The 20364-nt window shown below is 46.0% G+C and carries 19 protein-coding genes; 8 read left to right on the top strand and 11 right to left on the bottom strand.

What is annotated here, in order from left to right:
- The first annotated feature begins 80 nt into the window (after window positions 1-80).
- Window positions 81-560 carry an S-ribosylhomocysteine lyase gene (locus DWX28_RS10300; protein WP_022215266.1) on the top strand — a complete coding sequence of 160 codons (480 nt, stop codon included), beginning with the start codon at window positions 81-83 and terminating at the stop codon, window positions 558-560.
- Window positions 561-668: 108 nt separating this feature from the next.
- Here the strand turns inward: DWX28_RS10300 and DWX28_RS10305 are convergent, their stop codons facing one another.
- The 3 genes from DWX28_RS10305 to hydA form a co-directional block, all read right to left on the bottom strand.
- Window positions 669-1127 (bottom strand): SH3 domain-containing protein, encoded by a 459-nt coding sequence (locus DWX28_RS10305; RefSeq protein WP_022215267.1) that lies wholly within the window; start codon window positions 1125-1127, stop codon window positions 669-671.
- 87 nt (window positions 1128-1214) lie between these two features.
- On the bottom strand, window positions 1215-2261 hold the full coding sequence (gene hydE, locus DWX28_RS10310) for a [FeFe] hydrogenase H-cluster radical SAM maturase HydE (RefSeq protein ID WP_022215268.1): 1047 nt from the start codon (window positions 2259-2261) through the stop codon (window positions 1215-1217).
- Window positions 2262-2286: 25 nt separating this feature from the next.
- Entirely contained in the window at window positions 2287-3660 is a 1374-nt protein-coding gene (gene hydA / locus DWX28_RS10315; protein WP_118252634.1) for a dihydropyrimidinase, read from the bottom strand.
- A gap of 233 nt (window positions 3661-3893) precedes the next feature.
- Between hydA and DWX28_RS10320 the strand changes: the two genes are divergently transcribed.
- Window positions 3894-4544, top strand: a complete 651-nt coding sequence (locus tag DWX28_RS10320; RefSeq protein WP_022215270.1) for a helix-turn-helix transcriptional regulator — start codon at window positions 3894-3896, stop codon at window positions 4542-4544.
- A 52-nt stretch (window positions 4545-4596) separates the two neighbouring features.
- Here DWX28_RS10320 and DWX28_RS10325 read toward each other — a convergent pair whose 3' ends face one another.
- The 6 genes from DWX28_RS10325 to DWX28_RS10350 form a co-directional block, all read right to left on the bottom strand.
- Complete coding sequence (locus DWX28_RS10325) at window positions 4597-5598, bottom strand: cytidylate kinase-like family protein (protein ID WP_022215271.1); 1002 nt, start codon at window positions 5596-5598, stop codon at window positions 4597-4599.
- A 12-nt stretch (window positions 5599-5610) separates the two neighbouring features.
- Window positions 5611-7008 carry a sodium:proton antiporter gene (locus tag DWX28_RS10330; RefSeq protein ID WP_420314292.1) on the bottom strand — a complete coding sequence of 466 codons (1398 nt, stop codon included), beginning with the start codon at window positions 7006-7008 and terminating at the stop codon, window positions 5611-5613.
- A gap of 320 nt (window positions 7009-7328) precedes the next feature.
- Window positions 7329-8174 (bottom strand): TPM domain-containing protein, encoded by an 846-nt coding sequence (locus tag DWX28_RS10335; protein ID WP_118252635.1) that lies wholly within the window; start codon window positions 8172-8174, stop codon window positions 7329-7331.
- Window positions 8175-9275, bottom strand: coding sequence for a hypothetical protein (locus DWX28_RS10340; RefSeq protein ID WP_243002403.1), 1101 nt, complete (start codon window positions 9273-9275; stop codon window positions 8175-8177).
- A gap of 19 nt (window positions 9276-9294) precedes the next feature.
- A complete protein-coding gene (locus DWX28_RS10345) occupies window positions 9295-10512 on the bottom strand; it encodes an SPFH domain-containing protein (protein ID WP_022215275.1) in 1218 nt (405 codons plus the stop codon).
- 74 nt (window positions 10513-10586) lie between these two features.
- Entirely contained in the window at window positions 10587-11831 is a 1245-nt protein-coding gene (locus DWX28_RS10350) for a DUF1015 domain-containing protein (RefSeq protein ID WP_022215276.1), read from the bottom strand.
- 237 nt (window positions 11832-12068) lie between these two features.
- On the opposite strand from DWX28_RS10350, the gene dpaL reads away from it, so the two are divergent.
- The 4 genes from dpaL to arcC all read left to right on the top strand — a co-directional run bounded on the left by dpaL (window position 12069) and on the right by arcC (window position 17415).
- Window positions 12069-13298 (top strand): diaminopropionate ammonia-lyase, encoded by a 1230-nt coding sequence (gene dpaL / locus DWX28_RS10355; RefSeq protein ID WP_022215277.1) that lies wholly within the window; start codon window positions 12069-12071, stop codon window positions 13296-13298.
- 224 nt (window positions 13299-13522) lie between these two features.
- A complete protein-coding gene (locus DWX28_RS10360) occupies window positions 13523-14833 on the top strand; it encodes a YgeY family selenium metabolism-linked hydrolase (RefSeq protein ID WP_118252636.1) in 1311 nt (436 codons plus the stop codon).
- A 261-nt stretch (window positions 14834-15094) separates the two neighbouring features.
- Entirely contained in the window at window positions 15095-16288 is a 1194-nt protein-coding gene (gene ygeW / locus DWX28_RS10365; RefSeq protein WP_022215280.1) for a knotted carbamoyltransferase YgeW, read from the top strand.
- Window positions 16289-16470: 182 nt separating this feature from the next.
- The gene (gene arcC / locus DWX28_RS10370) at window positions 16471-17415 is read left to right on the top strand and encodes a carbamate kinase (RefSeq protein WP_022215281.1); all 945 of its coding nucleotides are present in this window, start codon (window positions 16471-16473) and stop codon (window positions 17413-17415) included.
- Window positions 17416-17552: 137 nt separating this feature from the next.
- Here the strand turns inward: arcC and DWX28_RS10375 are convergent, their stop codons facing one another.
- The gene (locus tag DWX28_RS10375; protein ID WP_243002404.1) at window positions 17553-18914 is read right to left on the bottom strand and encodes an MATE family efflux transporter; all 1362 of its coding nucleotides are present in this window, start codon (window positions 18912-18914) and stop codon (window positions 17553-17555) included.
- 251 nt (window positions 18915-19165) lie between these two features.
- Between DWX28_RS10375 and DWX28_RS10380 the strand changes: the two genes are divergently transcribed.
- Entirely contained in the window at window positions 19166-19465 is a 300-nt protein-coding gene (locus DWX28_RS10380) for a BMC domain-containing protein (protein WP_022215283.1), read from the top strand.
- A gap of 39 nt (window positions 19466-19504) precedes the next feature.
- The gene (locus DWX28_RS10385; RefSeq protein ID WP_118252637.1) at window positions 19505-19828 is read left to right on the top strand and encodes a BMC domain-containing protein; all 324 of its coding nucleotides are present in this window, start codon (window positions 19505-19507) and stop codon (window positions 19826-19828) included.
- 64 nt (window positions 19829-19892) lie between these two features.
- Here DWX28_RS10385 and DWX28_RS10390 read toward each other — a convergent pair whose 3' ends face one another.
- Complete coding sequence (locus DWX28_RS10390) at window positions 19893-20135, bottom strand: DUF3791 domain-containing protein (protein ID WP_118252638.1); 243 nt, start codon at window positions 20133-20135, stop codon at window positions 19893-19895.
- Between the last annotated feature and the right edge of the window lie 229 nt (window positions 20136-20364).

Raw genomic sequence — 20364 nt, forward strand, 5'->3', positions numbered from 1 at the left:
AACTACTTGTAAGCATGTCAAAGCTCTGTTACAATAAGGATTAACGACTTTATATCAAAATACAGAAAGGAATAACACCTATGAAAAAAATAGCCAGCTTTACCATAGACCATATCAAACTCCAGCCGGGAATCTATGTTTCCCGCAAGGATTATCTCGGAGATCAGGTCATCACTACTTTTGATATCCGCATGACTTCCCCGAACGAGGAGCCTGTCATGAACACTGCCGAGCTTCACGCAATGGAACATCTCGCAGCTACTTTTCTCCGCAATCACGCTGAATTCGGAAGCAAGATCATCTACTGGGGACCGATGGGATGCCGTACCGGAAACTATCTTCTCCTTGCAGGCGATTACGAATCCAAGGATATCGTGCCGCTCATGACAGAGATGTTTGAATTTATCCGTGATTTTGAAGGCGAGATCCCGGGAGCTTCTGCCAAAGACTGTGGAAACTACCTCGACATGAACCTCGGCATGGCAAAATATCTTGCCGATAAATATCTCCGCGAAGTTCTCTACGATATCAAACCGGATCGTCTTGTTTATCCGGAGTAAGTCATTTTCTTTCGTATCATAAATGCCAAATAAAAAACGCTGTGCTTCTTTTCAGAAAAATTTCTTTTAAAGAAGTTCAGCGTTTTTCTTTGAAGTATTTCGTTCTTTTTACTGAGCTGTAGTCTGTGCAGCAGCACCTGCCGGAGCGGTTGTGGAAACATACTGTGCATTGACGTAACCTGTCTGACCATTAACCGTTACTTCGATCCACTGTCCGTCCTCGCTGACACCTGTACTTGTCAGTTCCTGACCAACAGTTGTTCCTGTGATCATCTCTGCCTCTGTACTGCAGTCAGAGCGGACATTTACGCCCTCCACAACATAATAGGTAGCATTCTGCTTTATGATATTCACACCGCTTGCTGTCTGTGCGACTTCCTGCGCCGGAGTCGGGGTTGCCTCTGGAACTTCCGGAGTCGGAGTTGCTTCCGGTGTAGGAGTAGCGGTCGGAGTCGGAGTCGCTTCAATCACAGTCACAGTAGAGTCTTCTCCTCCTGTGCTGTAACCACATCCGGATGCAAACACAGCCAGACCAGCCAGCACGATCAGTAATCTGGATTTCTTCATTAAAAATAATCCTCCTTTATAGCATACAATGTTACTGTTCACTTCATTCACAGTAACCATATGACCACTATACCCCATATACAGTATCTATTGCAAGACTTTTTTGTAATCCCCGCGGTCTGTCACGATCTGGCAGCCGATCAGTTCCATGCGCCGGCTGAGGCAGAAACGGCATTCTGCTGCCTCATCTCCGGTGCAGATTTTTCCGTCATAGAGCATGTATTTCTTTCGCACAGAAACAGGAGAAAGATTCGGCATCACGACATTTGCGCCGGATTTTACGCCGAGTTCACGTCCCTTCGGACAGATCGTTCCCAGTGCTGTAGTTGCCGGAAGGAGCACATTCGGAAGCATCAGACGAAGGAGTGCCAGATAAAAAAGCGTGTCTTCAAGTGTTCCGCTCTTTTCATCATGGAAAGGAGTATCCTGATGTGCAATGAACGGTCCGATCCCGACCATCTCCGGATCCAGTTCTTTGAGGAACAGGAAATCCTCTACCAGATCATCGATGGTCTGGTAAGGAGAACCCACCATAAAGCCTGCACCTGTCTGATAGCCCAGTTTTTTGAGGGTGCGAAGACAGTTTTTGCGGTTTTCGCAGGACATTTCTTCTGGATGGAGTTTGCGGTAATGCTCTTCACGCGCGGTCTCATGCCGCAGAAGATAGCGGTCTGCACCGGCTTCTTTGTAGGCACGGTAGCTTTCTTCGGATTTCTCCCCGATGGAAAGTGTCAGGGCACAGTCCGGATAGACTTCTTTGATCTTACGGATCAGAGCTGTCAGCTTCTCATCTGTATAATATCCGTCTTCTCCTCCCTGAAGGACAAAAGTACGGAATCCCAGTTCATAGCCTTCTTTGCAGCAGGCAAGGATATCTTCTTCTGTCAGGCGGTAACGCTGGGCATTTCGGTTGCTCCGGCGGATTCCACAGTAATAGCAGTCATTTTTGCAGTAGTTGGTAAACTCGATCAGTCCACGTACATAGATCTGGTTTCCATAGACCTGCTGCCGCACCTGGTCTGCCAGTTCCCGTGCATACAGATCTGTTTCTTCTGAACGGTCTGTCAGAAGTGTCCGGAATTCTTCTGCTGACAGGATCTGCTCCTGATGCAGTTTGTCGATCAGTTTTTTCATAATATTTTCTCCCCGTATGCAGCCCTTAAAGCTGTTTTTTACCTCTGGCGATGTATTTGCCGAGTTTTTCTTTTACAAGCTTACCCTCCTCGACTGCAAGGTTTCCGCGGAGGAAAACTTTGTCGATGCCGCACTCAAGTTTGAAGCCCTCGAACGGGTTATTGTCTGTATTGTATGCATGAGTCGCTGCGGAAATCACGCTTTCTTTTGCCGGATCAAGCACTACGATATCTGCGTCGCTTCCTGCTGTGATCGCGCCTTTGTTTGGATATACACCGTACAGTTTGGCCGGGGTTTCACAGAGGACTTTGCACATCTGTTCCTGGGTGATCTTTCCGGTCTTAACTCCATAAGTATAGAGAAGAGTTCCTCTTGTCTGTACACCCGGAAGTCCTCCCGGGATCTTGGTGAAGTCATCTTTTCCGAGGGCTTTCTGTGCCAGAGTAAAGCTGCACTGGTCTGTTGCCACCGTCTGGATCTCCTCGTCTGCCAGAGCTTTCCACAGGCAGTCCTGATCTTCTTTCTTGCGGATCGGCGGTGCACATACATAAACAGCACCTCCAAAGTCCGGCTTGGAGTATACGCTGTCTTCCAGAAGGAGATACTGCGGGCAGGTTTCTGCATAGACTTCCTGTCCATTTTTCCTTGCGTTCATAACCTCTTCGTAAGCTTTCTTGTTGGTCAGGTGAACGACCATGACTGGTGCATTGGCTTCTTTGGCGATCACGAGAAGACGGTGGACAGCCTCTGCTTCCATGGTATCTGGTCTTACGAGTGGATGATTTTCCGGTCCGAGACGTCCTTCTTTCTTTGCTTCAGAGATCAGGGCATCGATCACGCCCGCATTTTCACAGTGAACTCCGGCGAAGCAGCCGCATTCCCCAAGTTTCTTGAGAATCTTGTACATATCGCAGTCATTTACGATCATTGCCGGATAAGTCATGTAAAGTTTGAAGCTGGTGATTCCATGGTCGATCATATCCTGCACTTCTGCCTCTGTCTCATCGTTCCATTCCACGATAGACATATGGAAAGAATAATCGCAGGAGCATTTACCATCGGCTTTTTTGTGCCATTTATCGAGACCTTCTTTCAGTGTATGGCCGCCTTTGTCCTGTGATGCATAATCAATGACAAGTGTCGTTCCGCCGAGAAGTGCAGCCCTTGTTCCTGTCTCAAAGTCATCTGCTGTGACAGTCCCTGCCACTTCCAGGTCAAAATGTGTATGACCGTCGATAAATCCCGGAAACAGAAGCTTTCCTTCGACATCAATCACTTCTGCATCGCCTGCTTCAAGGTCCTTTCCTACGTTTACGATCTTTTCTCCATCCACCAGGACATCGAGTTTCTCAGATTTTTCTCCGGATACTACCGTTCCGTTTTTGAGTAAATATTTCATAGTATACCCTCCTTTGTCATTCATAAGCTGATGTACCCCTGCACTTTTTCTGACGAATCCTTCATCAGAACCTACTTATTACAACAAATATATCACCAATTTGCCCCCTCAGCAACCACTATCTGATTCCTTTATACAATAATATTTAGGTATGGCAAAAAAAACTTTATATTAAAAAAAAATTGTGATATAGTATTTATAATACCAAAATTTTAAAAAGAGGAGGAAGAACAATGGGACGACTTACTGTACTCAAACAGATCGCGCGGGATCTGGCTTTTCAGTTTGGTCCGGAATGTGAGATTGTGATACATGACCTTAAAACAAACGATCCGGAACATTCCATCGTCCATATTGAAAACGGACATGTGACAGGCCGCGGAATCGGAGATGGACCTTCCAATGCCGTTTTTGATGTGATCCGTCACAACAACAAGAAAAAGAAACCTGAGCAGGAAGAAGAATTAAAGGATCACGCCGGTTATCTGATGAAAACTGCCGATGGCAAGATCCTGAAATGCAGCACTTCCTATATCAGAGATGATGACGGAAGCCTTCATTATGTATTCGGCATCAACTATGATATCACCAAGCTGACCATGATCGAAAGCGCACTCCACTCTCTGATCACACCGGTCAACAAGGAAGAAAAGCCAAAGGAGATCACACACAGTGTCAACGATCTACTGGATCATCTGATCGAGGAATCTGTTGCTCTGGTTGGCAAACCGGTCGCACTTATGAATAAAGAGGACAAGGTCACTGCGATCCAGTTTCTCAATGATTCCGGTGCTTTCCTCATCACCAAGTCCGGGGATAAAGTTGCCAATTATTTCGGCATTTCCAAGTACACCCTGTACAGCTATATTGATGTAAACAAATAAAAAAAGCCTGTAATGTCTGCCACATTTCATGACAGCATTACAGGTTTTTTGTTTACTGCGTCTGCTGGTTCAGAAGTCGTTTGATCACATCGATCGTTTCTTTGATACCATAGTTTGCGCTGTTGATGCAGAGGTCGTAGTTCTCTGGTTTTCCCCACTTCTCTCCGGTGTAGAATTCGTAGTATTTACGGTGCTGTTTATCCATTTTCTTGAGGAAGCGCACTGCCTGTTTCATATCCATATTACGGACATCCATGACATGCTGTGTACGCACCTGAAGCGGAGCGCTGATAAAAATGCTAATGTGCGGGATGTGATTATTCTTGAGGATCGCATCTGCACAGCGTCCCATGATCAAACAGTCCTCTGTCCGGGCGAGTTCGCAGATCAGGTCACTCATATTGAAGAAAACTGCGTCCTGCTTGTTCAGTCCGTGATAACGGTTCAGCTCTTTGAGCTTCGTCCGGAAACTTTCATGTGATTTCTTTCCGTATTTGTTGAATTCGGTAAAGTTTTCTTTATCCTGTACATCGCCCTTCTCTGCTTCAAGGCGTTTCAGTACCTGATCAAAAATCTCCACATCATAATAGTTAATATGAAGATTATCTGCAAGCTCGAATCCGATATCATTTCCCGCACTTCCCTGTGTACGGCTGATACAGATCACGAGATGGTCATTCTCGGAAATTTTTTCCCTTCTCGCTGCAAGGTTCAGTGCCACACGTTCAGCATCAATGATATCTGTGGAACCGAACATATTCGGAAGCTGCTCGATCTCCTTAAGAATCTCATCATACTCTGTCATCAACCGACTTCTTTCGCTCTCATCCTTGATGGTACGTGCCATGTTGCTGATCAGGGCAAGTTCGCTTCGGAGCAGATGTCCATCCGGCTTCGTGTACATCATCATGCTTAAGGTACGGATCGTTGTATCACGGTTTCCGGTAAAGGTACGTCCAAGAGAAGAACCAAGGACTCTGTAGACTTCACCGTCCAGGTCGTAGATACGGTTTGCAAGTTTTGTATAAATTTCTTTGTTGATTTTATCTGACATTCTTCCCCCTCCTTACATAAAGAACACAAGCATGTCCAGAATAAATACCGGAACAAGGAATACCAGTGACCACAGGATGTATCCGAAGAAGGACGGCATGTTGACACCGTTCTCGTCAGAAATGGACTTGACCATAAAGTTCGGTGCATTTCCGATATAAGTGTTCGCGCCCATGAATACCGCACCACAGGAAATTGCAGAAAGCAGTTTCACCGGCACAGTGCCAAGCGTCGTTGCGATTCCGCTGGTAAAACCAAGTGTTCCTGCCGTTGTGAGAAATACAAGGTAAGTCGGCGTATTGTCCAGAAAACTGGACAGTGCACCGGTCGCCCAGAACATTTCCAGAGGCTTGGTGATACCAAGATTCGGTCCGACTGCCTTAAGGAGCATCAGTGCCGGCTGCATGGTGATAAAGATACCGATAAACAGTACAGCAACCTCCTGTATCGCACCCCAGGTAAAATGGTTTCTCCTGCGCACACTCTTGTCTGTTGTCTTGAAAGATAAGAACGCTGCCAGAAGGATCAGCACGATCTCGATCAGTGCCGGGAAGGTCAGAGTTACTTCACCCAGAAGGTGAATTCCCTTAACTGCCCCTTCTGCATCCTGGAAAGCAGAAAGTCCCGGAAGTACACCACTCAGGATAACTGCTGCCACGATCATAATAAGGAAAATAATGTTGTGAAGTCCGTCAATATGGAATTCTGTACCCGGCTTGCTGATATCCGGTTTACGGCCCTGTGCGATATCCTTGCGGTATGCAAGTTTGTCTACATGATAGAACACAAACAGCATGATCACCATGTTAAAGAGCAGTACCGGGAGCAGATGCAGGCTCCAGAAGAACGGAACACCTCGCATAAAGCCCATCAGAAGCGGCGGATCTCCGATCGGAGTCAGGCAGCCGCCCATGTTGGATACCATGAAGATAAAGAATACCATGATATGGCTTTTTCTTTTTCTCCAGGAGTTCATCTTGATCACCGGACGGACCATCAGCATACTGGCACCTGTTGTTCCGATACAGCTGGATAACAGTGTACCGAATGCCAGAAGGCAGACGTTAACTCGTGGAGAACCTGCAAAATCGCCCTCCATGGTAATGTTACCGGATACACAGAACAGTCCAAAAAGGAGAATAATAAAAGTAAGATAGTCATTTATGATACAGTCAAGCACTGTCTCAGCGGCATCACCCACACCATAAACGACTGCAAAAGGAACTACCATCAGTATGATCCACATAAGTACCACATGCGGCTGATGTGCTTCCCACCACTCTGCTTTAATAAGCGGCATGATCGCAATGCAGAGCAGAAGTCCCGCAAAAGGAATGCAGAGCCAGATCGGCACCGATGCTGTTGTTTCCCCGCCGGCAGCCCATACACCTGTCGGCCAGGCAAGCAGCATCGTCAGCAGCATTCCCAAAAATGTTACTAATTTCTTCAAAGCTGTCGCCCCCTCGTTTAAGTTTTTAACCAGTTGCAATTATAACATAAGCACTTCAAAATACAATTGCACTTTTCTTCAATAAATTTGCACATCTCCTATATCTTTTTGTGCATTTTCCCTATATATTGTATTTTTGCCTGTACATTGTCAAAATTCTGACAATATTTTATCATTTTTGTTGTTTCTTTTTGTTATATTTTTAACATTTAATTTATTTTTTGCATAATTATGAGCGCAAAAAAAAGCAGCTTCTTTATTTCGCTGCTTTTTTGTCCTTTTTAATAATCACTGCTCGACCCGGAAAAGCTCTCTCCACCGCTGGAAAAACTTCCGGAACTGCCGTCATTCTTGTCATCATTCTTTGGCTTGGCAGTCTGGGATATCGTACTGTACAGAAACAGATCTCTCTTCTCCTTAAGTTCCAAACCTCCATCTGCAGTATAAGCATTTGCATTTGCCTGCTGCACTCTTGTCTTCATCTTGCGCATCTGCATCCAGGTCATAAATCCCGTTGGGATCGCCATCACCAGGAAACATAGCAGCAGATCGACTGCAAATGTTCCCGCAAAAGAACCTTCTCTGATATCCATCGGGCGTACTTTCTTACCCTCGCAGATCCGGTCAAGGCCGGTCCGAAGGTCTGTGATCAGCGACTGATAGCCTCTCACCGGATCATCTGCCTTGAGATATTTCTTGCACTTGTCGAGCATTTCTTCCTGGACATTTGAAGGAAAATCATCCTGCGTGTCCCCGCGGAAGACGATCGTGATATTTCTGGCATCCGGCTGATGGAAAATACACATTCCCTCATAAGTGTCGCCGTATCCGATATCATTTTCCTGCATAAATTCTGCCGCATATTTCCGGTAATCCTGGTCTTCCCCGATATCCGGCGAGATCAGAAGTACGGCATCATAACCATACTCCTCATAAATATCCCCCAGTTCCTGATCCAGCTGTGCCTGCTCTGTCTCATCCAGGAGTCCATAATCGTCAAATACCCAGGAGATCTCTTCCGTGCCTGCCGCATCGTTCTCAGAGGATGCCGGCACAGAAAGTGGCATCAGAAGTCCCAGTCCAAGACACAGCATCGTTCCTTTTAATATCCACCCTGATCTGTTCATCTATATCACCCCCAGAAGACGCAGAGCCGTAACTACTGCTGTCGCTGCAATGGTCAGCGAGATATGACGTTTGAACCAGTATTTGACTGCCAGATCCTTCGCCACAGGAAGATCCCCGATCAGATGTCCCGTCTGTCCATTCATCGCAAAAGAATAATTTTTGCCATTCCATTTCGTATTCAGGAACCAGACCGGAAACAAGGCGTATCTGACCTTGCCTTTCCCGGTCACTGTGACCTTCTCCTGCTTTGGAGTTACCGTTGCATATCCATGGACAGTCCTCTCAAAACTGTCCTTCACACTCCTCTCCATGCGCTCATAAACACGTTCTGTGAGGGCATCCGGCTCCTGGTCGTATTTGTCTGCCATATAACCGGAAAGATAGGAAAAGTTAAATTCTGTCAGATCCTTGTAATCATACGGCTCAATTGCCTCCATCGTGGTATCGTCAATAGCTTTCGAGCCATCGACAGGGATCTTTTCAAATTTCATGCTGCCTGAGCGCACAACATGATAAAATTTCGTCTCTGTATACCGGTAATCAGAATCTTCCCAGAAACGGTTTCTGGTGGCCTCATAGCGGAAACGCCCTGCCGCATCCAGATCAAATAACCAGAACGGGACATAAACCGCCTTGATCTCTTCGAGATGGTTCTGGTCTTTGAACACCTTTGGAAGCAGTGGTTTCCCTTCGTAGTGTTTCTTAAGTGCCTCAACTGCTTCTTTTTTGGATTTCTGAAACGGAATGATATAATCCGGACGATAGCTGTCCACAAACTGCTCCGGCATGATCATTGGATTGTCGCAATAAGGACACACAGTCGCACCTGTCGTCTTTTCTGCAAGGATCTCCGCGCCGCAGGACGGGCAGCTCCAGACAGCCATATTGGATTTCTCGTCTGACTGCCACTGCTCCGGCTCAAATCCTTCCCAGTGATCCCCCTTAACTTCCTTTACTTCTTCCGCCTGCTCTGCGATCTTATCCAGTTCATCCAGAGAATAGGTACTTCCACAGTACTCACATTTCATCTTCTGTGACTTGCTTTCAAAAGTAAGACCGGCTGAACAGTTGGGGCACTTGTAGTTCAAAGTATCTGCCATCGCATCTGCCCCCTTCCTCCTATGGTCTCGGTTTGCCGCATTCCTGGCAGAATTTACCCGTATTTACAGTTCCACAGCTGCAGGTCCATGGTCCCGCCGGACGCGGACTTCCACACTCAGAGCAGAATTTACCGGTATTTACTGCACCGCAGGCACAGGTCCATTCTGTCTTTGGTGCTGTCTGGGAAGGCTGCTGGTACTGTGGCTGCATCTGCGGTGTCGCCTGCTGCTGTCCCATCGCAAATAAATTCTGTGCATTCGCTCCACCGACATTTGCCGCCATGTTCATTGCCGCAAATGCCATCGCAGGTCCCGTCTTCTGATTGGAAGCTGCTGACTGCATCGCACTCGCCTGTGCACCCACCATCTGGGCTGCCGCCATCGTAGGATTGCGGAAAACAGCATTCCTCTGCAGTTCCTTGATCATGGCTTCGTCTTCCTCAGAGGCCTTTACACTGGATACACCGAGAGACACGATACGGATGCCGCGAAGATTATCCCATTTATCGGACAGAACCTTATTTAACACATCTGAAAGTTCCTGTGTATGTCCCGGAAGTGCACTGTAGCGGATCCCCATCTCTGAGATCCTGGCAAAAGCCGGCTGCAGGGCTGTCATCAGTTCGCTCTTGAGCTGTCCATCGATCTCATCTCTCGTATAATCCTGCTCCACATTTCCGCAGACATTTGTATAGAAGAGAACCGGATTGGCGATCTGATAGCTGTATTCGCCAAAACACTTGATCGTGATGTCCATATCCAGCCCGATATTCATATCCACCACACGGAACGGAACCGGATTCGGTGTGCCATATTTATTACCGACAAGTTCCTTGGTATTTACAAAATATACTCTCTGATCCTTCGGCGGCTCTCCTCCAAAGGTAAAACGTTTGCCGATCTGCTGGAATGCTTCCTTCACGCCCTTTCCAAGCCCTCCGCAGAAAATAGATGGCTCCGAGGAGGTGTCATATGTATACTCTCCTGGCTCTGCACATACATCCACGACCTTTCCCTGCTCTACGATCAGCATGCACTGTCCGTCACTGACTGCAATCACAGAACCATTGGAGATGATATTCTCAGAACCGTGTCTGTTTGATGACCTTCCGGATACTTTCTTGTGTGCCTTGGTGACCAGCACATCTGCCGGCATGGATTCACAGTAAAAATATTCCTTCCACTGGTCCGCCAGAACACCGCCTGCTGAACCAAGAGCTGCTTTAATAAGTCCCATAAAAAAATCCTCCTCTTTCTTGTTTTACCTTAAATAGTTTCTTGTCATCTTATTCGACTGTTTCAGGCTGTTTTTCAGAAAAGCTTGTGGATAAACAGACCGCTTCTCAGTTTCGGCTCAAACCAGGTGGATTTCGGCGGCATCAGTTTGCCTTCATCCGCGATCTGCATCAGATCCTCCATTACTGTCGGATACATGGCAAAAGCCACTCCGCCTGTTCTGTCCGCGATCTCTGCCAGTTCTTTAAGTTTGTGGCTTCCTCCTACGAAACGGATCCTCTGATCTGTCCGCGGATCTCCGATCCCCAGGATCGGAGAAAGAACCTTCTCCTGAAGGATGGAGACATCAAGCTGTCCTACTACATCCTTCTTCACATAGACATCCTCCCAGGCTTTGAGATGATACCAGTTTCCTCCGACATACATTCCCATGCAGTGCTTCTCAACCGGTTTGCACGGGAATCCCGGCATGATCATCAGCTCAAAGTTAAATTTGAGGCTGGCAATAAACGCATGCTCATCCATTCCATTCAGATCGCGTACCACTCTGTTATAAGAAAGGATCGTAAGCTGGTCATACGGAAAGACAACAGAAAGGAAATAATTAAATTCCTCACTTCCATCGTAATCCGGGTGTTCCTCTCTCCTCTTGAGTCCTACTTTGACTGCAGAGGCAGCTCTGTGGTGTCCATCTGCAATATATATATACGGAATATTTCCAAACTGTTCTGCGATCACTTTCTTCTCTGCTTCCCCGTCGATCACCCACACGCGGTGTCCGATCTCATCCTCTGCCACAAAATCATAAACGGCATCATGGGATGCTTTCCAGGTTTCCATCAGATCAAGAAGTTCCTGTGGGTACTTGCAGGCAAGATAGATCGGACCTGTGTTTGCATCACATACATCCACATGATGGATACGATCCTGCTCCTTATCCTCTCTGGTAAGCTCATGTTTCTTGACAACGCCATTCATATAGTCATCAATAGAGCAGCAGCCGACCAGACCGGTCTGCGTTTTACCCTTGCGGGTCAGCTCATAGATGTAATAACACGGTGCTCCGTCCTGAACCAAAATTCCATTCTTTTCCATATTGATGAGGTTTTCACGTGCACGGTCATAGACTTTCTGATCGTAAAGATCCGTATCTGCCGGAAGGTCCATCTCTGCACGATCCACATGCAGGAAAGAATCCGGATTCTGATCTCCGATCTCCTTTGCCTCCTCCCTCGTCACTACATCATATGGAAGTGCCGCTACTGCCTCTGCCTTGTCAGGAACGGGTCTGAGGGCACGGAATGCCTGAAAAATAGCCATTTTTATATCTCCTTTGCACTTTCATTTTTCTTATGTAAAATGTATTTTTATTTTATCACATCCCCCAGTACGTTGCAATGAACATCACTTTTTTTATTATGTGCTAACTTTTTTTGTAAAAACCTAAAAAATTTTGTATTTCCTCTTGCAAAATCTTTTATTTATGGTATGATAGAGATATAAAAGACAAGCAATAATTATGAGTTCAAAATAAATTTTTTAAGGAGGGTTTTTATAATGACGGAAGGTTTAAAATGGACTGTCAATCACGTTGCAAAGTCTGACGACAAACATCTCGAGTTAATGTCAGAGGAAAACGTGAAAAAAGCCAATGAATTTCACAAAAGTTTCCCACAGTATACAGTAACTCCTCTTCAGGATCTTGCTGAACTGGCATCCTACCTGGGTGTTAAGAGCATCCACTGCAAGGATGAATCCTATCGTTTCGGACTGAACGCTTTTAAGGTTCTTGGCGGTTCCTACGCAATGGGACGTTACATAGCTAAAGAAGTTGGTAAGGATATCAGCGAACTTCCATATGCTGTTCTCTCTTCCGAGGAATTAAGAAAAGAATTCGGACAGGCTACCTTCTTCACAGCAACAGACGGAAACCACGGACGTGGAGTTGCATGGGCTGCCAAACGTCTTGGACAGAAAGCAGTTGTTCGTATGCCAAAAGGCACAACCAAGACACGTTTTGACAACATCGCCAAAGAAGGCGCTACTGTTACCATCGAAGAAGTCAACTATGATGACTGCGTAAGAATGGCTGCAGCTGAGGCTGCCAAGACAGAGCACGGCATCATCGTTCAGGATACTGCATGGGATGGATACGAAGAGATCCCGTCATGGATCATGCAGGGTTACGGAACTATGGTCATGGAAGCTGACCAGCAGCTCAAAGAAGCCGGCATCGACCGCCCGACACACGTATTCGTTCAGGCAGGTGTTGGTTCTCTTGCAGGAGCAGTTGTTGGATACTTCGCTCACAAATACAAAGAAAACCCGCCGGTTATGGTTGTCTGCGAAGCAAGTGCTGCTGACTGCCTGTACCGTTCCGCTATGAAAGAATCCGGAGATCTTGTAAATGTAGGCGGCGACCTTCAGACGATCATGGCTGGTCTCGCATGCGGCGAAGCAAACACCATCGGATGGGATATCTTAAGGAACCATGTTTCTGTATTTGCATCCTGCCCTGACTGGATGAGTGCCAAGGCAACAAGAATCTATGCTAACCCGCTCGGCAATGACCCGCACATCGTTTCCGGTGAATCCGGATCTGTTCCGCTTGGTCTGTGCTTCACTGCTCTTCACGACGAAGATGCAAAAGATCTTAAAGAAGCCCTGAAACTGGATGAGAACTCCAACGTTCTTGTAATCTCCACAGAGGGTGACACTGATCCGGTTCGTTACCGCGAGATCGTATGGGATGGCCTGTACGGAACAAACGAGTCTTTAAGCAAATGATGATACCAGGGTTCCAAATTCAAATGATGTTCGTGCTTGCACGATAAAGCATTTGAATTTGGAACCCGCCAAACATGAGGAAGCAGCGATTTACATAGTAAATCAGCGAATTCCGAATGTTTGAAGGATTGTGGGAGCAGTTTACTGCGGAACAATCCGTAAGTATCATCAAATAATTAAGAACTTTAAAACAATTTCTATATACACATGGGAGGAATTTTAAAATGGATTACGGCAAAATCAAAGAAGTTGCTCAGAATTATCAGGAGGATATGACCAAATTCTTAAGGGCGATCGTTAAGAATCCTGGAGAAAGCTGCGACGAAAGAAAACATATCGAGACAATCGAAGCTGAAATGAAAAAACTGAACTTCGACGAAGTTACGATCGACCCACAGGGTAACGTGATCGGTTACATGGGAACCGGCGACAAGATCATCGCTTTTGATGCTCATATCGACACTGTTGGTATCGGTAACATTGAAAACTGGAACTTTGATCCATACGAAGGATACGAAACAGAAGAAGAAATCGGTGGACGTGGCGTATCTGACCAGTGCGGCGGTCTCGTATCTGCTGTATACGGTGCAAAGATCATGAAAGACATGGATCTGATTCCGGAAGGATGCAAGATCATGGTAGTCGGAACTGTTCAGGAAGAAGACTGTGACGGTCTCTGCTGGCAGTACATCATCAACGAAGACAAGATCCGTCCGGAATTCGTAGTTTCCACAGAGCCGACAGACGGTGGTATCTACAGAGGACAGCGTGGACGTATGGAGATCCGTATCGATGTGAAAGGTGTTTCCTGCCATGGTTCTGCTCCGGAACGTGGTGACAACGCTATCTACAAAATGGCTGACATCCTTCAGGATGTACGTTCCCTCAACGAGAACGATGACGCTGATGAGACAGAAATCAAAGGTCTTGTTAAAATGCTCAACCCGAAATTCAACCCTGACTGGGAAGAAGCTCGTTTCCTTGGACGCGGTACTGTAACTGTATCCCAGATCTTCTACACCTCTCCTAGCCGTTGTGCAGTAGCTGACTCCTGTGCAGTATCTCTTGACCGTCGTATGACATTCGGAGAAACATGGGAAAGCTGCCTGGATGAGATCCGTGCTCTTCCGAGCGTTAAGAAATATGGCGATGATGTAGTTGTTTCTATGTACAACTACGACAGACCGTCTTATACAGGATGCAAATATGAGATCGAGTGCTACTTCCCGACATGGGCTATTCCGAAGGATCATAAGGTAACTAAGGCTCTTGAGGATGCTTATAAGAACCTTTATGGGGAAACTCGTCTTGGAAACGCAGAAACAGAGGAAATGAGAAAAGCTCGTCCGCTTACTGATAAATGGACATTCTCTACAAATGGTGTTTCTATTATGGGACGTAATGGAATTCCTTGTATTGGATTTGGACCTGGTGCTGAGGCTCAGGCACATGCTCCGAATGAGAAAACTTGGAAGGTCGATCTCGTGAGATGCGCAGCTGTTTATGCAGCTTTACCTACTTCTTATTGCAAATAAAAAACCGCAAAGGGAGCAGCGCCCTGCTCCCTCTGCACACCCTTCGGGCTTTTTGTTAAGTAGTTCTTCTTGTTTCAGATATGAAGTTGGCTGACTTTACTTTGATTGGAAGAACGGAAATTGATGTTGTGGGGATATGCATTGATTTCTTTATTGGATTTTTTGAGGAAGGTTTTGTTGGTTGAATTTGGGGACAGGAATCGTAGTGTGGCTGCTGCGATTCCGCTAAAATAAAAAATATTTTTAAAGGAGAATTTTCGAATGAAAACTTTACAGGATTATATTGATAAACTTAACAGCTTAAACTTTAAGGAAATGTACAATAATGACTTTTTCTGGACATGGGATAAGACTGATGAGGAACTTGAGGCTGTATTTACTGTAGCTGATGCTCTTCGTTTTATGAGAGAGAACAACATCTCTACTAAGGTATTCGAGAGTGGTCTTGGTATTTCTATTTTCCGTGATAACTCTACCCGTACTCGTTTCTCTTTCGCTTCTGCCTGCAACCTGCTTGGTCTTGAGGTTCAGGATCTGGATGAGAAGAAATCTCAGATCGCTCATGGTGAGACTGTTCGTGAGACAGCTAACATGGTATCCTTTATGGCTGATGTAATCGGTATCCGTGATGATATGTACATCGGTAAGGGTCATGCTTATCAGAAAGAGTTCATGGACGCTGTTACAGAAGGAAACAAAGATGGTATCCTTGAGCAGAGACCTACTCTTGTAAACCTGCAGTGTGATGTTGACCATCCGACACAGTGTATGGCTGATATGCTCCACATCATCCATGAGTTCGGCGGTGTTGAGAACCTGAAAGGCAAAAAACTTGCTATGACATGGGCTTACTCTCCTTCTTATGGCAAACCACTCTCCGTTCCGCAGGGTGTTATCGGTCTGATGACTCGTTTCGGTATGGACGTTGTTCTGGCTCATCCGGAAGGATATGATGTAATGCCGGAAGTTGAAGAGATCGCTAAGAAGAACGCTGAAGCTACAGGCGGATCCTTCACAAAGACAAACGATATGGCAGAAGCATTCAAGGATGCTGATATCGTATATCCGAAGAGCTGGGCTCCATTCGCAGCTATGGAAAAACGTACAAATCTGTACGCAGAAGGTGACTTCGACGGAATCGACAAACTGGAAAAAGAACTTCTTGCTCAGAACGCAGAGCACAAAGACTGGGCTTGCACAGAAGAGCTTATGAAGACAACAAAAGACGGAAAAGCTCTGTATCTGCACTGCCTGCCGGCTGACATCACTGGTGTAAGCTGTGAGACAGGTGAGGTTGATGCATCTGTATTCGATCGTTACAGAATCCCGCTTTACAAAGAAGCAAGCTTCAAACCATATGTGATCGCAGCTATGATCATGCTCTCCAAATTCGAAAAGCCACAGGATATCCTGAAGAAACTGGAAGTAAAAGCTGCTCCGAGAATTTTCGAATAAAATACAGGTTGTTTACAACGCCAGGCTATAAATATGAGAATCTTCTTTCTCATATAAGATAAACAGATTAAGGGCCCTGCGGATATGTTCTGCAAGGCTCTTTCTGTTTTCCAATATATGAGACTATTTCTTGTTTTTTCTTATATTATTTGTTAATTTATGTATTTCAGGAGGTTTTTTCAATGTATAAAAGAAAAAGAATCGTTATCGCTCTTGGTGGAAACGCACTGGGTAACACTCTGCCGGAGCAGATGCAGGCTGTAAAGACCACAGCAAAAGCTCTGTGTGACCTGATCGAAGAAGGACATCAGGTAGTCGTTGTTCATGGAAACGGACCACAGGTAGGCATGATCAACAATGCTATGGCTGCTCTTTCCAGAGAAGACGAAAATCAGCCAAACACTCCTCTCTCCGTCTGTGTTGCGATGAGCCAGGCATATATCGGATATGACCTGCAGAATGCACTTCGCGAAGAACTTCGCAAACGTGGATTTATGCGTACACCGGTTGTTACTGTCGTTACACAGGTCCGTGTAGATGAGAATGACCCTGCATTCCAGAATCCAAGCAAGCCGATCGGTCACTTCATGACCAAAGAACAGGCTGAACATGCAGAGAAAGCATACGGCTATGTCATGAAAGAAGACGCAGGACGCGGATACCGCCGTGTTGTTGCTTCCCCGAAGCCGGTTGAGATTGTTGAACAGGATGCGATCAACAGCCTTGTTGACGCAAATAAGATCGTGATCTGCTGCGGTGGCGGTGGAATCCCGGTTACTCTTCAGGGAGATCACCTCAAAGGTGCTTCTGCCGTTATCGATAAAGACTTTGCAAGCTGCCTGCTCGCAAAAGAGCTCGATGCAGACATGCTGATCATCCTCACCGCTGTCGAAAAAGTCGCCGTAAACTTCGGCAAAGAAGACGAAAAATGGCTGGATGAAATGTCTGTCGAAGAAGCCCAGAAATATGTAGAAGAAGGTCAGTTCGCACCTGGCTCCATGCTTCCGAAAGTACAGGCTGCTATGGACTTCGCAGCTTCAGGGGAAGGACGTACTGCCATGATCACCCTTCTCGAAAAAGCCAAAGACGGTATCCAGGGCAAGACCGGTACCAAGATCCACATCTGATCTGTTTCTGATCCGTTTTGGATCGATCCAAATAAATTTGCTATATTTACCTCAATCCATCTACACATAAACGAAAGCCGCAAAAGCTCCCCCTCCGAAACATGCTTCTGCGGCTTTTTGTTTATCTGATTTTTATTTCAGTTTTGTTTCTGTTTTAGTTCAGGCAGGATTGTCAGCAGCATCGTGAAAAAGCAGGCACTTCCACCGACAAGATTGGATATCGGTTCTGCCCAGAAAACACCGTCCACCCCAAGTCCTCCGATACGTGGAAGAAGCACAGTCAGCGGCACAACAATGATGACTTTGCGGAAGATCGAGAAAAATGTCGCTCTCTTCGCCTTGCCAAGTGCCACAAATACACACTGCCCGGTAAACTGCAGGGCCATAAAGCAAAATCCAAAGAAATAGATATGTAATGCCGGGACACCCTTTTCCAGAAGTGCCGGTTCGCTGTTAAAGATCCGGATAAAAAATTCCGGTGCGATCTTGATGATCCCCCATACAAACAGAGCATAGGAAAAGCAGACAACGGTCACAAATTTGATCGCTTTTTTTACTTTGTCGTAGGCCTTTTCGCCATAATTAAAGCTCATGACCGGGGACGCACCGTTTGTCAGTCCATGTACCATCATCGTCGCGATATCACGGACGGAATTGAGAACCGTCATGACTCCTACATAGATGTCGCCGCCGTAGATCTGTAACGTTGCGTTGCAGAAGATCTGTACCAGTCCGTTTGTAAACTGCATCATAAAACCTGAAACGCCAAGTGCCATGATCGCTCTTACTCTCTTCCACTCTATCTGCATTGCTTCTTTCCTGATGCGAAGTGTGACTTTTTTGCCTGTGAGGAATTTCAGCACCCAGACTGCGGAACAGAACTGTGACAGAATCGTTGCAAGTGCTGCACCGCGCACGCCCATATGGAATACGAAGATAAAGATCGGATCCAGAACGATATTTAAGGCTGCACCGATCAGGATCGTCAGCATTCCCATATTTCCGAAGCCCTGGCAGTTGATAAACGGATTCAGCCCCAGCGAGATCATCACAAACGGTGTTCCGATCAGATAGATCTGGATATACGCTCCTGCATAAACATAAGTCGTGTCACTCGCCCCAAACGCATACAGAATCGGCTTATAAAAAAGATATCCAACTGCCATCAGGACTACACTTGTCATCAGAAGCATGGAAAATGTATTTCCCAGCAGTTTCTCCGCTTCTTCCTCATTTTCCCGTCCAAGCTCCATCGCACAGAGCGGACTGCCGCCATTCCCATATAGATAAGTAAATGCCATGATCATCGTAATGATCGGAAAACAGATCCCGACTCCCGTCAGCGCGATCCTTCCTGTCTCCGGAATCCTGCCGATATACATTCTGTCTACCACATTATACAAAAGGTTCAGAAGCTGCGCCAGCGTCATAGGAATCGACAGCTCCAGAATATTCCGATATACATTTCCCTCCGAAAAATCTGTCTGATGTGTCTTCACACCAAATCCCCCTCCTTTGTTTCCTGACTGTCCTTATTATAGCACTTTGTGTTTTTTCATTCCAGTCGTTTTCTTTTTGCAAAATCAACACAAATACAATATTTTTCTTTTTATTATTGTCATAAACCCACATTTAATCTGCGATAAAATCCACAAAAAACGTATTTTAGCTTGTTTTTTGCGGGAAAAGCAGGTATAATTACAGTATATGAACCGAAATAAAATATTCCTGTAGAATGGATGGAGGTATTATGGCTGAGAATTATAATGGCATGGCAGTGGGGATCTTTGAACTTGACAGTTTTGCTGCCTGCTTCGTAGCACTGGACGCTGCTTCCAAAGCAGCAAATATAAGGATCCAGAACATCGAGCGTAATCGTCTTGGTGCAGGTGCCTGCGTGAAGATGCGTGGTTCTGTCTCCGACGTAAACGCCGCAATGGACGTTGCACTCCGCACCGCAGAACCAATTGCGAAGGTTGTTTCCCACACGGTGATCGCATCCCCGGCTCACGACACAGAACCGGCAATGTACATGACCGCAAATAAGTAATATGATCGTTAAATACTATAATGAAATGAGGATTCTGTTATGAGATATGGAGCATTTGGATTAGTGGAAGTTGTCGGAAGCAGCAATGCAGTGATCGTGATCGACCAGATGCTGAAGACCGCCGATGTATCCTTCCTTACCTGGAACGGTAAATGCGGCGGACACGAAACTGTTTTTATGACCGGCGATGTATCCGCAGTCACCGCTGCCGTCCAGGCAGTCAAAGAAAACCCGCCATGCGAGATCGTTTTCGCAGCCGTAATCTCCAATCCATCCGAAGAGACGATCCGTCTCGCGGAGGAGGATGCTGAGAAACACGGCTTTCTGAAGAAACCGGTTAAGAAAGCTGGAGCTAAGAAATAAAGGCCTGATGATTATAGTTTCAGGGAATAAGTGAATAAGTGGAGGAGGCACCGATGGTGCCTCCTCAATTCGTTTTAACGCCATTAGTGTCATTCTCTATTTTATTTGCATACTCCTGTTCCAGTTCTTCTGCCAGATACATATCACTCATACAATGCATGTCCGACACACCATCACGAATCAGCTGATAGACCTCTGAATGATAAAAAAAATCCAATGCCTCATCCAGTGAAAGTCCTTGTAATTTTGCAAAACATTCAACAACACGACTATATTTTTTCTGAAGTAAAATTGGATTAGCTGTCATATACGCTCACTCCCCTCAAAATACAACAGCGACAGCGCCTTCTCTGTACGGAAACAAATTTGTAGATTCGGCTTTTCATAGCGCAGATGATTAATTGCTTCTGTGTAACTATTCAGAACTAGCTTTACTCAAAGATGAAATCAGGGTGACCTGTGATCGCATTTTTGATAGCTTCGTAAGCATTGTATCCCTGTTTATGTGCCGTGCCTACGTAGGACATGATTTTCAG

The sequence above is a fragment of the Blautia sp. AF19-10LB genome (genome assembly GCF_003461245.1).
In the GTDB taxonomy this organism is placed as follows: domain Bacteria; phylum Bacillota; class Clostridia; order Lachnospirales; family Lachnospiraceae; genus Blautia_A; species Blautia_A intestinihominis.